This window comes from Rheinheimera mesophila (genome assembly GCF_000986865.1).
GTDB lineage: Bacteria > Pseudomonadota > Gammaproteobacteria > Enterobacterales > Alteromonadaceae > Pararheinheimera > Pararheinheimera mesophila.
In genome coordinates this window covers 18,871-31,873 of the sequence record NZ_LAVS01000092.1, presented here as the reverse complement: position 1 = coordinate 31,873, position 13,003 = coordinate 18,871, and the positions used below count along the sequence as shown (strand labels likewise).

Here is a 13,003-nt window from a genome sequence, read left to right as displayed (position 1 = left end):
GACTTCCCCTAAAAACAAACCGTTTTCAACTATTTAAGTATGGTATTGAAAGTGAGGTGATGGGGAAACGGAGATTTACAACACGAGCAGGGTATTTAAACCAATGATTTATTGAAGTATACGAGCTCAGAACTCAACTAAACCCAACAAAAAACCGGACTAAAAAGTCCGGTTTTCAAAATTAACGCAAAAACCAAAAGGTTAAACGTTAAACAAGAAATGCATGACGTCGCCGTCTTTACAGACGTAGGTTTTACCTTCAACGCGCAGTTTGCCAGCTTCTTTGGCGCCGGCTTCACCGTTACAGGCGATAAAGTCGTCGAATGACACCACTTGAGCGCGGATAAAACCTTTTTCGAAGTCGGTGTGGATCACGCCTGCTGCTTGTGGGGCTGTGGCGCCAACAGGGATAGTCCAGGCGCGCACTTCTTTTACACCAGCAGTGAAGTAGGTGTGCAGGTTCAGCAGTGAGTAACCACCGCGGATCACGCGGTTTAAACCTGGTTCAGTTAAGCCCATCGACTCTAAAAATTCTGCTTTTTCGTCGTCTTCCAACTCTGATATTTCAGATTCAATAGCAGCACAGACCGGAACCACTATGGCACCTTCTTTGGCGGCAATGTCGCGTACCACGTCTAAATGTGGGTTGTTTTCAAAACCATCTTCCAGCACGTTAGCGATGTACATAGTAGGTTTGATGGTCAGGAAGTTCATGTAGGACACCAGCGCTTTTTCTTCTGGTGATAATTCCAGTTGGCGTAAGGTTAAGCCTTGCTCTAAGTGCGCTTTTACTTTTTCCAGCACTTCTATTTCAGCTTTGGCGTCTTTATCACCGGCTTTGGCTTTTTTGCTGACGCGGAAGATGGCTTTTTCAGCACTGTCCATATCCGCCAGTACCAGTTCCATATTGATGGTGTCAATGTCATCTGCCGGGTCTACTTTGTTGGCAACGTGGATCACGTTGTCGTCTTCAAAGCAGCGCACCACATGGCCTATGGCGTCGGTTTCGCGAATGTTAGCCAGGAATTTATTACCTAAACCTTCACCTTTAGAAGCGCCTTTGACCAGACCTGCGATATCCACAAACTCCATAGTGGTTGGCAGAATGCGCTGTGGGTTGACAATAGCTGCCAGTTGGTTCAAGCGTGGGTCCGGCACTGGCACCACACCGGTATTTGGTTCGATAGTACAAAACGGGAAGTTAGCCGCTTCAATACCAGCTTTGGTCAGTGCGTTGAACAGAGTGGATTTACCTACGTTTGGTAAACCAACGATGCCACATTTAAAACCCATGGGTATATCCTTTGTGCTTAGACGGCAAAGCCGTGCTGTTTGCGAACCGGACGCGCTTAAACTTTGGCTTAAGCCGCGCTAAAACTATGTAATCTGTGCTGTGCTTTAATTAAGCCATCGCTTAACCAGAGCTCAAAACAACGCATCGATTCATCCAGAGCTTCATCAATCAGCTTCTGTTCGGCTTGCGGTGCTTTGCCCAGCACATACCCTGTGACTAAGTCTTTATGGCCGGGATGGCCAATGCCCAGTCGCAGGCGATAAAAATTGGCATTATTGCCGAGTTTATTGGTGATGTCCTTTAAACCATTGTGACCAGCATGGCCGCCACCCAGTTTAAATTTCGCTACGCCGGGCGCTATCGCCATTTCGTCGTGAGCCACCAGAATATTTTCAGGTAAAAGTTTATAGAACTGCGCCATAGCTGCCACGGCTTTGCCACTTAAATTCATATATGTAGTGGGAACCAGCAATTTATATTCCTGACCTTGGGTGACAAATTTACCCGTCAGGCCAAAAAATTTTGAGTCAGGGCGAAGAGTAACGTTATAGCGGCGGGCGAGTTGTTCTACAAACCATTGACCTGCGTTGTGGCGGGTCTGGCTGTATTCTGGGCCTGGATTACCCAGGCCCACAATTAACTGAATTGCTTCAGTCATTACTCAGCTGTGTCTTCGTCTGCTTTGCCAGCAGGCTTGTTCACAGTAACAACGGCTTGGTCATGACCAGCGCCTTTGGCTAACTCAGTGATAGTTACGCCAGCAGGAACTTTCAGGTCTGACAGGTGCAGTGTTACACCAACAGCCACGTCAGCTAAGTCCACTTCAATGAACTCTGGCAGGTTCTGTGGTAATACAGAGATAGCCAGTTCGTTGATGTGGTGAGCCACTACGCCACCTTTTTTCACAGCAGCAGCTTCGTTGATGAAGTGTACTGGAACTACAGTGTGTAACTCATGGCCAGCTTCTACACGTTGGAAGTCAACGTGCATTACTTTTGGCTTGAACGGGTGACGTTGCATTGCTTTAACGATTGCTTTTACTTCTTCACCGCCAACATTGATTGTCAGGATGTGAGTGTAGAAACCTTCGTTGGCCTGAGCTTGTAACAATTTAGAGTGATCTAAAGTGATAGACAGAGCTTCTTTGTGACCACCGTAAATGATAGCTGGTACTTTGTCTGCGTGACGTAGGCGGCGGCTCGCACCTTTCCCTAAATCAGAGCGGACTTCTGCATTTAACGTGTAAATGGCGTTTGACATGGTATTCTCCAAAAATTAATAGACCCTGAGTTCCGCGACCTGACCCCAGGAAGAAGCTTTTTTGCTGGACTAAAACATAAAGTTTAAATCTCAGCCGACGCAAAAAAGCGCGCTATGGTATCACTGCAGCCTGAAGGCTGCAAATGAAAAGCAAAAATTAAGGGCACCCTGGGGTGCCCTTAGTGACAGCTATTTTATCCTTAGTCGAACATAGACGAGATAGATTCTTCGTTGCTGATACGACGGATACATTCGGCCAGCATATCGCTTAACGTCAGTTGTTTTACTTTGCTGACTGCGCGCATTTCTGCACTCAATGGAATAGTGTCGGTGATGATCAGCTCATCGATCACTGAGTTTCTGATGTTCTCAGCGGCGTTGCCGGAGAAGATAGGGTGAGTGGCATAAGCAAAGACCCGTTTGGCGCCTTGTTCTTTTAAAGCTTCAGCAGCTTTGCATAAGGTGCCGCCTGTATCAATCATGTCATCGACAATAATACAGTCACGGTCTTTCACATCACCAATGATGTGCATCACCTGCGACACGTTGGCTTTAGGGCGACGTTTATCGATAATGGCTAAGTCGGCATCGTTCAGCAGTTTGGCGATCGCACGGGCACGCACTACACCGCCGATATCCGGAGATACCACCACTGGTGCGACGAATTCCCGCTTGCGCATATCTTCCAGCAGCACCGGGCTACCAAACACGTTGTCTACTGGTACATCGAAGAAGCCCTGAATTTGCTCAGCGTGTAAGTCTACCGTTAAGACACGGTCCACACCTACGCTGGATAAAAAGTCGGCTACTACTTTGGCTGTGATTGGCACCCGGGCAGAACGCACACGTCTGTCCTGGCGGGCATAACCAAAGTAAGGGATCACCGCAGTAATACGACCGGCAGAAGCGCGGCGTAACGCGTCGACCATGACAATAAGTTCCATCAGGTTGTCATTGGTTGGGGCGCAGGTCGACTGGATAATAAAAACGTCAGATCCCCTGACGTTTTCATTGATTTGTACACAGACTTCACCGTCACTAAAACGGCCGACTTCGGCATCGCCCAGCTTGATATATAAACGGCTGGCTATCTTCTTGGCGAGTTCTGGTATGGCGTTACCAGCGAAAATCTTCATGTCGGGCACGGTAGGATCCTCAGGGCAGTTTGTGAGTCCGGTTAATAATGCAGCAGGCTTATTATGTCGCCTGCTGTGCGTCATACGGCTTGTTCCAGTTCAGTCAGGACAGCAGACTGATTGACCCCTTTAGCAACAAAACCACGCCATTGAGCTGGCAGTTTTGCAAGAGTTTGACGGGCACTTAATTCATCCTGGAACTCGGCAAACACGCTGGCGCCGGTACCTGTCATTCTGGACGGCGCGTATTCTATCAACCAGTCCAGCACCATTGCAACCTCGGGGTAGAGCCGTTTGACCAGAGTTTCACAGTCATTTTTCCACTCTGAGTCTAGTAGATCTTTGGCGGACATGACGGGTGTATTACGGATTAAATCAGCGTGGTTAAAGACTTCAGCCGTGCTGACATGCACTTGGGGTGTCACAATCAGGTAATAGTTTTCTGGCAAACTAACGGGCTGTAATTTTTCTCCCACCCCTTCAGCAAAGGCGGTTTTTCCGAATACAAACACAGGCACATCGGCACCTAATGTTAAGCCCAGTTCACAAAGCTGTGCGTTTGATAGCTTTAACCGCCATAACTGGTTTAATGCCAGCAGTGTGGTGGCCGCATCGGACGAGCCGCCGCCTAAGCCGCCGCCCATAGGTACTCTTTTATCCAGATAAATTCGGACACCAGCATTGTGGGGCGCTAACGGTTGCAATAATCTGGCAGCGCGAACTACTAAGTTGCTGTCGTTTTCTATGCTTTTATCTGAACAGCTAAACTGGATTTCACCATCCGTGGTGAGTGTGAAACTAAGCTGGTCACCACAATCGAGCATTTGAAACAAGGTTTGCAGATTGTGGTAACCGTCGGCCCTGCGGCCTGTGATATGTAAAAATAAATTCAGTTTGGCCGGCGCCGATAAAGTTAAAGTTGCCATTTACGCACCACCAGTTTAATTCGGCTGCCATCGGCTTTTGAATCCAGTTGAATACGTTTGGGTAAAGCTAAGGCATCAGGGAAAAATTCAGTGTAGCTGACTTGCCAATCACGCTGCTGGCTGTCTTTTAGCGTAAAGCTGGTTAAACGGCCTTGTGCATCCCATTGATGATTAAAACTTTCCGGGCTTGCCACACCTTTGAGCCAGAGTGGCATTTCTTCAATGGGTAAACTCCAGCCGGATAAATAATCCAGCAGCGCACTGGCCGATTGGGCCTGATGAGTTTCACCATCGGCTTTGACCGTCGCACCCAAGGCGTCAGTCTCCAGTTCAAAAATGCTGATACCGACAAAGTTAGTCATGCTGGCCTGAAAATACGGCCCTTGTTGTTGCCAGTTTAAACTACCGCTGACGCTCTCCTGTGGTGCTTTTACCCCTAAAGCGCCGGTCAGCGTAAACTCCTGCAATTGCTCTAATTGCAGTTGTCGTTGTTGGGCAGACAGGGGAATAACAGGTTTTAACTGGCTGCTGTGGCTGGCACAACCTGTCAAAATCAGACTGAAAACTACAAAACAACCAGTTTTTATCGCTGCAAACACACTAATTCCTTCTCTACGCTTTTTTTAGTTTGGGCTTTTTCGTACAATTCGCCCTCTTTTTGGCGAATGCCGGTTTTTTGAAACGGGCCACACAGGTGAATGACCATTTTTGCTTTAGGTATTAATCATAAAACTGCGCCTGTCTCGTTACGTGAGCAGGTGGCTTTTGCGCCTGAACAAATTTTGGACGCCTTACGGGATCTGACGACGACGACCCAGGTGTCTGACGCTGTGATTTTGTCTACCTGTAACAGAACTGAGCTGTATTTTAGCGGCAGCCCGGAACAATCGAAACAAGTAATTGATTGGCTCAGCAAATTTCATCAGTTGGACTTAGCCGAATTGCAGCATCATTTATACCTGCATCAGGATCAGCAGGCCAGCAGTCATTTAATGCGTGTCGCTTGTGGTTTGGATTCGTTAGTGCTGGGTGAACCCCAAATTCTCGGCCAAGTGAAGCAGGCCTATAGCCATTCGAGGCAGGCCGGTACGATAAATCCGGCGTTTGAACGTTTGTTTCAAAAGACCTTTTCAGTCGCCAAACAGGTGCGTACCGAAACAGACATAGGTGCTAGTGCCGTCTCTGTCGCTTTTGCGGCGGTAAGTTTAGCCCGGCAAATCTTTGGTCAGCTTGGCAAAGTCAAAGTGCTGCTGATTGGTGCTGGTGAAACCATAGAGCTGGTGGCGAAACATTTACTGGAGCAGGGCGCAGAAAAAATTACCGTGGCGAATCGCTCTTATGACAAAGCTGCGGCTTTAGCGAGCCAGTTTAATGGTGAAGCCGTCAGTTTGGCTCAGGTGCCGCAGTCACTGGTCAATGCCGATGTGGTGATTAGTTCAACCGCCAGTACCTTGCCTATAGTCGGTAAAGGTATGGTGGAACAGGCGCTGAAAAAGCGCCGGCATAAACCGATGTTTTTTGTCGATTTAGCAGTGCCGCGTGATATTGAAGAGCAAGTGGCAGAGCTGGAAGACGCCTATTTGTATACAGTAGATGACCTGCAATCCATAGTGCTGCAAAACCTGCAGAACCGGCAGGAAGCAGCGGCAGAAGCTGAGCAAATGATTCAGCAGGGCGTAAACGAATTCAGTCAGTGGTTAAGTTTGCATGGACAGCTTGATGTTGTGCGTGATTACCGGGACAAAGGCGAAGCCATACGGGATGAATTGCTGGCCAAAGCAGGCAAACAAATTGCCTCAGGGCAGGACCCGGAAAAAGTACTGGCTGAACTTGCGACTAAACTGAGTAACAGGTTGATGCATGCACCAACCAAGGCGCTTCGGCAGTTACTGCAGGACGAGCAGCCTCAACAACAATCTTTGATCAACACTTTGTTAGATCTGTAATCAGGTAAATAGAAACAACATGAAAGAATCGGTGTACCGCAAACTCGAAGCTCTGGTCGAACGTTATGAAGAAGTTCAGGCGTTATTAAGTGACGCTGGCGTAATTTCTGACCAAAGTCGTTTTCGCGAGTTGTCCAAAGAGTACAGCCAGTTGGAAGAATTGAGCAAAGCTTTTGGTTTATATCGTCAGGCGCAGGAGGATTTAGTCAGCGCTGAAGAGATGATGAAAGACTCAGACCCTGATATGCGTGAAATGGCGCAGGACGAATTCAAAGCCGCCAAAGAGCGTATCGAGCAGTTGGACCAGGACTTACAAATTCTGTTATTACCTAAAGATCCCAACGATAACAACAACTGCTTCCTTGAAATCCGGGCCGGTGCCGGTGGTGACGAAGCCGCGATTTTCGCCGGTGATGTGTTCCGTATGTACAGCCGTTTTTGTGAGCGTAAACGCTTAAAAGTGGAGATTATTAGTTGCAACGACGGCGAGCACGGTGGTTATAAAGAAATCATCGCCAGCATTCAGGGCGAAGGTGCGTACGGTATTTTGAAATTTGAATCTGGTGGTCACCGCGTGCAACGGGTACCTGCGACTGAATCTCAAGGCCGGGTGCATACTTCCGCTTGTACTGTGGCCATTATGCCGGAAATACCGGAAAGCGAAGCCATTGAAATTAACCCTGCCGACTTAAAAGTAGATACTTACCGAGCCTCTGGTGCCGGTGGTCAGCACGTGAACAGAACGGACTCTGCTATTCGAATCACGCACTTGCCAACAGGTATAGTGGTGGAGTGTCAGGACGAAAGGTCGCAGCATAAAAACCGGGCTCGCGCTATGGCCGTGTTGCAGTCACGTATTCAGGCGGCTGAAGATGAAAAACGCCGCTTACAGGAAGAATCGACCCGCCGCTCTTTAGTCGGCAGTGGCGATCGTTCTGAACGGATCCGTACTTACAACTTCCCACAAGGCCGTTTAACGGATCACCGGATTAACCTGACCATCTACCGTTTATTAGACGTGATGGAAGGGGATTTAGATCTGGTGATTGGTCCATTAAGCCATGAACATCAGGCTGATTTGTTAGCTGCTTTGGCTGATGAAAACCGTTAACAATCCTACCTTAACGCAGTGGCTGCAACAGGCTGCTGCGTTACTCACTCCCTTGCTTGAAACCGGTCCTGTACCAGTGGATGCAATACAGGAAGCCCGGCGTATTTTGCTGGAAGTGCTGGATATTAACGCCACCACTTTGATGTTGTATCCGGAGCGTGAACTGACCCAAGCACAGTTGCAGCAGTTAGAACCTGTGCTGACCCGTCGTCTGACCGGTGAGCCTTTGGCCCATATTTTGGGCCATTGGTATTTCTGGGATTTTAAACTGGCGGTTGCCCCTTGCACTTTAATACCCAGACCCGACACCGAACTCTTAGTAGAACAATGCCTGACTCTGCACTTGCCAGCTCAGGCCAAAGTGCTGGATTTAGGCACTGGCACAGGTGCTATAGCTTTAGCTTTAGCCAGGGAAAAGCCACGCTGGACTGTGACTGGTGTGGATTTACAACCTGATGCAGTAGCTTTAGCCAAGCACAATGTTCAGCTTCTGGCGCTGAGCAATTGCCAAATCAAACAAAGTAGCTGGTTTGCAGCCATAGCAGGGCAACAGTTTGATTTAATTGTCTCCAACCCACCTTATATAGACGCAGAAGACCCACATTTAGCTTGGGGTGATGTCCGCTTTGAACCCGACTCGGCTTTAGTAGCTCCGGAGCAGGGCCTGGCTGACATCCGCCATATATGTACACAAGCCCCACAATTTCTGACGCCATCCGGCTGGTTATGGCTGGAACACGGCTATCAGCAAGCCGACGCTGTGCAGCGCATTTTAACCGAAGCAGGTTTTAGCTCTGTGCAATCGGTAAAAGACTACGGCGGCCAGTGGCGTATTAGTGGTGGACAGCTTTCTGCTCAATTGCAGCTCTGAAGCAGTCACTCCACAACTCTCTCTGTCTGAACGCCAAAATATTTATATTTTCAACGACTTTGCTTTGACCCAACCTTGTTTAGCGCATATAAATAAACACAAAGCGATAAAAACGCACAAAGCTAAAGGAGTGTGGCATGGCAAATGATTTTTTATTTGCTGAGGAACCCGAGGAAATAGCACCAGTGTCCCGTGGTAGCTGGAAAGTACTGATCGTGGACGATGAGCCTGAAGTTCATGCGGTGACTAAACTGGCATTAAGTGACTTTTCTTTTCAGGGGAAAACTCTCGAATTTATCAGCGCTTATTCAGGTCGCGAAGCCCGCGACATGCTGGCCAAGCACACAGATGCCGCCATAGTGCTGTTAGACGTGGTGATGGAAACTGACGATGCGGGTTTGTTGGTGGCCCGTTACATCCGCGAAGAGCTGCACAATCATTACGTGCGTATTATTTTGCGTACCGGCCAGCCTGGCCAGGCACCTGAGCGGCAAGTGATTGTCAATTACGACATCAACGACTACAAATCCAAAACCGAGCTGACTGCACAAAAACTCTTTACTGTGGTGATGTCGAGCTTACGTTCCTACCGCGATATTCTGGCTATTGATCACAGCCGTCAGGGTCTTGAAAAAATTATTACCGCCTCAGCGGATTTGTTTTCCGCCCACTCGATGGAACAATTTATTGATGGTGTCTTACAGCAACTGACCTCAATTTTAGGTTGCAATGACAATGCTTTGCTGGTGACCTCCTCGTTGGTTGCGGGCAATATCAATGAAGAGGCTGATCCGGACCGTTTAGTGGTGTTCGCTGGTTTAGGTCAGTTTGAAAAACAAGAGGGCAAGCAGATCAGCGAAGTGCTGGAACCACCGTTGCTGGATGCATTCCATCAGGCGCTGCAGAGCCGCAGCATAGTGTACCGTGACAATTATCTGGTGGCTTATTGCACCAGTAAATTTACTTCTGGCTCTTTGCTTTATGTGTCAGGCTTGCCAAACCAGATGACAGAGACGCAAAAACGTTTAATCGAGCTGTTCTCGCAAAATGTGCAAATTGCTTACGAAAACGTACAGCTACAAAGCGAAATTGAAGATACCCAACGCGAAATTGTCTACCGCTTAAGTGAAGCGGTGGAGCATCGTTCTATCGAAACCGGCAACCACGTCAAACGTGTCGCTTTTATTTGCTACGACTTAGCCAAGGCTTATGGTTTACCGGAAGAAGAAGCTGAAAAGCTGATGTTTGCCTCACCTTTGCATGATGTGGGTAAAGTGGGTATACCGGATGGTATTTTGAATAAACCGATGAAACTGCATGGTCAGGAATGGGAAGTGATGAAGACCCATGCCAGCATAGGTTATGAAATTTTAAAAAACTCCAAACGCACTATTATTCAGGCCGGTGCTATGATAGCGCAGGATCACCATGAAAAATGGGATGGTTCAGGCTACCCCAATGGCAAAAAAGGCGAAGAAATTCATATCTATGGCCGAATTGCGGCCTTAGCCGATGTGTATGATGCATTAAGGCACAGGCGCTGTTATAAGTCGGCCTGGACCTTAGAGCAGGTGCTGGAGAAGATCAGCAGTGAGTCGGGTAAGCATTTTGATCCTAAACTGGTCGAAATTTTTAAAAGCCGGGTCGACAAACTGGAGGCAATACTGCAAAAATACCCGGACGAAGAATAAGTTGTACTCACCGGTGAATTGGGCCACCTGCGGGTGGCTTTATTATTCCGCAGACCATCCACTTTAAGGACCATTTGTTATGTACATGGCATTAAAACATTCGCATCTGCTGTTTATTGCGCTCAGCCTGTCTTTTCTGGCCGTGCGGTTTTTGTTAAGTTTACGTGCTCCTGCTTTACTGCAAAAAAAGTTCTTTAAAATTGCTCCTCATGTGGTTGATACTTTTTTACTGCTCACTGCCATAGGTCTGATGTTGACTATCCAGCAGTATCCTTTCCAGACCCCTTGGTTAACCGAAAAACTTCTGGGATTATTCGCCTACATTGGTTTGGCTGTGATGGCGCTCAAAGGCCGCACTCTGCTGATGCGCTGGGTCGGTTTCGTCGGTGCTTTAAGCTGGCTGGCTGTCGTTGCAAAAATAGCAATCACCAAAACACCGTTGTTTTTAAGTTAAATCGGTTTGTCTGGCTCAGTGGCTGACACCTCTTTTGTGTGATGTCCTTTTGAGTTGTATTGAGTAGTACATGAAATTTGAGTTGAAACAGCAGGGCTCAGCCCTGCTTGAGTTATTGTTAGCGATAGAGCAGCAATGGACTGATGTTGCATATATTCAGCAGGCAAAAGCAAGCTGGTCAGCTATAGCTCCTGCCAGTGCTGAAAAAACACTGACGATGAGTACACTTGCCCGTCAGATAGATAGTTTCTATCGGGACGCGTTTTTTACACCACCGCTCCAACCTTTGCTGATTGAAGACATGCATCAGCCTACCTTATTAAGTTACGCCATTACGCAGCGGGAGGCGGATCCCTTAGTTTTGGTACTGCTGCTGTTATGCTGGCTGCAACAAGCGGGTTTCCACACCGATCTGGTGCGTTACAAAGGCGAATATTTAGTCCAGGTGCACTTATCCACAGTGGAGAAAGTATGGGTTGATCCATACACTGGCGCCTGGCAATGCTTGTTAAATCCTGAAAATGGTATGGCGCTGAGTCTTACTCAGGAGCTGGCGACACAGGCTGTGGATTTGTCTGCTTTTTGTGCTGACCTCTGGCAATTGCAAAAACAACTTTTATTAGCCTTAGGTAAACGTGAACAAGCACTGGCTGTGGTGCAGCATTTACTGGAACAAAAACCTGGTGATCCTTATTTACATCGCGAGCGTGGCTTGTTGTCTGAGCTGTTGGATCATTGGTCTTTGGCCATTCGCGATTATCAGTATTTTATCGAGCAAAAACCGGACGACCCGTCTAACGAGCACATGAAACAGCAGATCCACCAGTTGTCGTCCTATCCACAGTGGCTGCATTAGGGTTACTATAGACACAAGCAACGGTATTTTGTCTGAGGAATTTACAGTGACAAACCAACATAGTATTCAGATTGGCGCTATCGAAGTGGCCAATCACAAACCTTTTGTGCTTTTTGGTGGCATGAACGTTTTAGAGTCGCGTGATTTAGCCATGCAAGTGGCGGAATATTACGTCAAAGTGACGGAAAAGCTGGGCATTCCTTACGTCTTTAAAGCTTCTTTTGACAAAGCCAACCGCTCTTCTGTGCATTCGTACCGTGGCCCAGGCATGGAACAAGGCTTAAAGATTTTCGAAGAAATTAAAAAAACCTTTAATGTGCCCTTGATCACCGACGTGCACGAACCTTATCAGGCTGCTATTGTGGCTGAAGTGGTGGATGTGATTCAGTTGCCAGCTTTTTTAGCCCGGCAGACTGATTTAGTCATAGCGATGGCGCAAACCGGCGCTGTAATTAACGTGAAAAAACCACAGTTTTTAGCGCCGCACGAAATGCGTCATGTCATCACCAAGTTTCAGGAAGCGGGTAACGATAAAGTGATCCTATGTGAACGTGGTTCCAGCTTTGGTTATAACAACCTGGTAGTCGACATGTTGGGTATGGACGATATGAAACAGTTCGCTCCGGTGATTTTTGATGCAACTCATGCCTTGCAACGTCCGGGTGGTCGTGCCGATTCAGCCGATGGCCGTCGTGCTCAGGCCGCTCAGTTAGCCCGCTCTGGTATGGCATTGGGGCTGGCAGGTTTGTTTATCGAAGCACATCCGAATCCAAATGAAGCCAAATGTGATGGTCCTTGTGCTTTACCTTTAGCAAAACTGGAACCTTACCTGCAGCAAATGAAAGAACTGGACCAACTGGTGAAATCTTTTGCGCCTTTGGATACATCGGCGAATTAATGGAAAAAGGCGGGTATACCCGTCTTACTTGAAGCTGCAGCTTTGTTGACTGCACCATCTCGCCCCAGTCACATAGGTTTACTATGCTCCTGGGGTCTCACTGGTTTGTTGCCTCCCCGCAACTTCAAGTGACTTGGGTATAAAACAGACAAATGCTACCCGCTTTGTTCAAGTATTAAGCTAACGATTCAGGCAATTAAAAAATAAGTTGACTTGGTTAGCCGAAATCCGTTTAATACCCCCCGTTGCCCAGATAGCTCAGTCGGTAGAGCAGCGGATTGAAAATCCGCGTGTCGGTGGTTCGATTCCGCCTCTGGGCACCATAAATTTTTGTGATGTGATTCCTTTCAAATCCTGTCACCCAGTTTAGGTTGCCGCTTTAGCTCAGTTGGTAGAGCAACTGACTTGTAATCAGTAGGTCATCCGTTCGACTCGGATAAGCGGCACCATTCAAGTTTTGCCCAGATAGCTCAGTCGGTAGAGCAGCGGATTGAAAATCCGCGTGTCGGTGGTTCGATTCCGCCTCTGGGCACCATAAAAAACAAAAAGCCCGTCCTCGT

General features: G+C 47.9%; 13 protein-coding genes and 3 tRNA genes. 10 read left to right on the top strand and 6 right to left on the bottom strand.

Features of this window, described 5'->3' with window-relative positions; genetic code table 11:
• Positions 1-201 precede the first annotated feature (201 nt).
• The 6 genes from ychF to lolB all read right to left on the bottom strand — a co-directional run bounded on the left by ychF (position 202) and on the right by lolB (position 5,215).
• The gene (ychF, locus tag SD53_RS16585) at positions 202-1,293 is read right to left on the bottom strand and encodes a redox-regulated ATPase YchF (protein ID WP_046521311.1); all 1,092 of its coding nucleotides are present in this window, start codon (positions 1,291-1,293) and stop codon (positions 202-204) included.
• 68 nt (positions 1,294-1,361) lie between these two features.
• Positions 1,362-1,952 (bottom strand): aminoacyl-tRNA hydrolase, encoded by a 591-nt coding sequence (gene pth, locus SD53_RS16580; RefSeq protein ID WP_046521310.1) that lies wholly within the window; start codon positions 1,950-1,952, stop codon positions 1,362-1,364.
• Positions 1,952-2,554 carry a 50S ribosomal protein L25/general stress protein Ctc gene (locus SD53_RS16575; protein WP_046521309.1) on the bottom strand — a complete coding sequence of 201 codons (603 nt, stop codon included), beginning with the start codon at positions 2,552-2,554 and terminating at the stop codon, positions 1,952-1,954. Before SD53_RS16575 ends, pth begins: the two co-directional genes overlap by 1 nt.
• Positions 2,555-2,754: 200 nt before the next feature.
• On the bottom strand, positions 2,755-3,699 hold the full coding sequence (locus SD53_RS16570; protein ID WP_046521316.1) for a ribose-phosphate pyrophosphokinase: 945 nt from the start codon (positions 3,697-3,699) through the stop codon (positions 2,755-2,757).
• A gap of 71 nt (positions 3,700-3,770) precedes the next feature.
• The gene (ispE, locus tag SD53_RS16565) at positions 3,771-4,616 is read right to left on the bottom strand and encodes a 4-(cytidine 5'-diphospho)-2-C-methyl-D-erythritol kinase (RefSeq protein WP_046521308.1); all 846 of its coding nucleotides are present in this window, start codon (positions 4,614-4,616) and stop codon (positions 3,771-3,773) included.
• Positions 4,604-5,215, bottom strand: coding sequence for a lipoprotein insertase outer membrane protein LolB (gene lolB / locus SD53_RS16560; RefSeq protein ID WP_052749437.1), 612 nt, complete (start codon positions 5,213-5,215; stop codon positions 4,604-4,606). The genes ispE and lolB overlap by 13 nt, the downstream gene beginning before the upstream one ends.
• A 99-nt stretch (positions 5,216-5,314) precedes the next feature.
• On the opposite strand from lolB, the gene hemA reads away from it, so the two are divergent.
• The 10 genes from hemA to SD53_RS16510 all read left to right on the top strand — a co-directional run bounded on the left by hemA (position 5,315) and on the right by SD53_RS16510 (position 12,978).
• Positions 5,315-6,562, top strand: coding sequence for a glutamyl-tRNA reductase (gene hemA, locus SD53_RS16555; protein ID WP_046521307.1), 1,248 nt, complete (start codon positions 5,315-5,317; stop codon positions 6,560-6,562).
• A gap of 19 nt (positions 6,563-6,581) precedes the next feature.
• The gene (gene prfA / locus SD53_RS16550; RefSeq protein WP_046521306.1) at positions 6,582-7,673 is read left to right on the top strand and encodes a peptide chain release factor 1; all 1,092 of its coding nucleotides are present in this window, start codon (positions 6,582-6,584) and stop codon (positions 7,671-7,673) included.
• Positions 7,660-8,544, top strand: a complete 885-nt coding sequence (gene prmC / locus SD53_RS16545) for a peptide chain release factor N(5)-glutamine methyltransferase (protein ID WP_046521305.1) — start codon at positions 7,660-7,662, stop codon at positions 8,542-8,544. Before prfA ends, prmC begins: the two co-directional genes overlap by 14 nt.
• 137 nt (positions 8,545-8,681) lie before the next feature.
• Positions 8,682-10,235, top strand: a complete 1,554-nt coding sequence (locus SD53_RS16540; RefSeq protein WP_046521304.1) for a response regulator — start codon at positions 8,682-8,684, stop codon at positions 10,233-10,235.
• Positions 10,236-10,314: 79 nt separating this feature from the next.
• Positions 10,315-10,689 (top strand): SirB2 family protein, encoded by a 375-nt coding sequence (locus SD53_RS16535; protein ID WP_046521303.1) that lies wholly within the window; start codon positions 10,315-10,317, stop codon positions 10,687-10,689.
• 70 nt (positions 10,690-10,759) lie between these two features.
• Entirely contained in the window at positions 10,760-11,545 is a 786-nt protein-coding gene (locus SD53_RS18130; RefSeq protein ID WP_052749436.1) for a tetratricopeptide repeat protein, read from the top strand.
• Positions 11,546-11,591: 46 nt separating this feature from the next.
• Complete coding sequence (gene kdsA / locus SD53_RS16525) at positions 11,592-12,443, top strand: 3-deoxy-8-phosphooctulonate synthase (protein ID WP_046521313.1); 852 nt, start codon at positions 11,592-11,594, stop codon at positions 12,441-12,443.
• A 247-nt stretch (positions 12,444-12,690) separates the two neighbouring features.
• Positions 12,691-12,766 (top strand) — tRNA-Phe (locus SD53_RS16520).
• 50 nt (positions 12,767-12,816) lie between these two features.
• Positions 12,817-12,892: transfer RNA gene (locus SD53_RS16515), tRNA-Thr, on the top strand.
• Between the two features lie 10 nt (positions 12,893-12,902).
• Positions 12,903-12,978, top strand: a tRNA-Phe gene (locus SD53_RS16510).
• Positions 12,979-13,003 lie beyond the last annotated feature (25 nt).

What these genes read in the sequence shown, in the direction of transcription:
- ychF (WP_046521311.1), bottom strand. Translation starts at nt 1,293, where the DNA reads ATGGGTTTTAAATGTGGCATCGTTGGTTTACCAAACGTAGGTAAATCC.
- pth (WP_046521310.1), bottom strand. Translation starts at nt 1,952, where the DNA reads ATGACTGAAGCAATTCAGTTAATTGTGGGCCTGGGTAATCCAGGCCCA.
- SD53_RS16575 (WP_046521309.1), bottom strand. Translation starts at nt 2,554, where the DNA reads ATGTCAAACGCCATTTACACGTTAAATGCAGAAGTCCGCTCTGATTTA.
- ispE (WP_046521308.1), bottom strand. Translation starts at nt 4,616, where the DNA reads ATGGCAACTTTAACTTTATCGGCGCCGGCCAAACTGAATTTATTTTTA.
- hemA (WP_046521307.1), top strand. Translation starts at nt 5,315, where the DNA reads ATGACCATTTTTGCTTTAGGTATTAATCATAAAACTGCGCCTGTCTCG.
- prfA (WP_046521306.1), top strand. Translation starts at nt 6,582, where the DNA reads ATGAAAGAATCGGTGTACCGCAAACTCGAAGCTCTGGTCGAACGTTAT.
- prmC (WP_046521305.1), top strand. Translation starts at nt 7,660, where the DNA reads ATGAAAACCGTTAACAATCCTACCTTAACGCAGTGGCTGCAACAGGCT.
- SD53_RS16540 (WP_046521304.1), top strand. Translation starts at nt 8,682, where the DNA reads ATGGCAAATGATTTTTTATTTGCTGAGGAACCCGAGGAAATAGCACCA.
- SD53_RS16535 (WP_046521303.1), top strand. Translation starts at nt 10,315, where the DNA reads ATGTACATGGCATTAAAACATTCGCATCTGCTGTTTATTGCGCTCAGC.
- SD53_RS18130 (WP_052749436.1), top strand. Translation starts at nt 10,760, where the DNA reads ATGAAATTTGAGTTGAAACAGCAGGGCTCAGCCCTGCTTGAGTTATTG.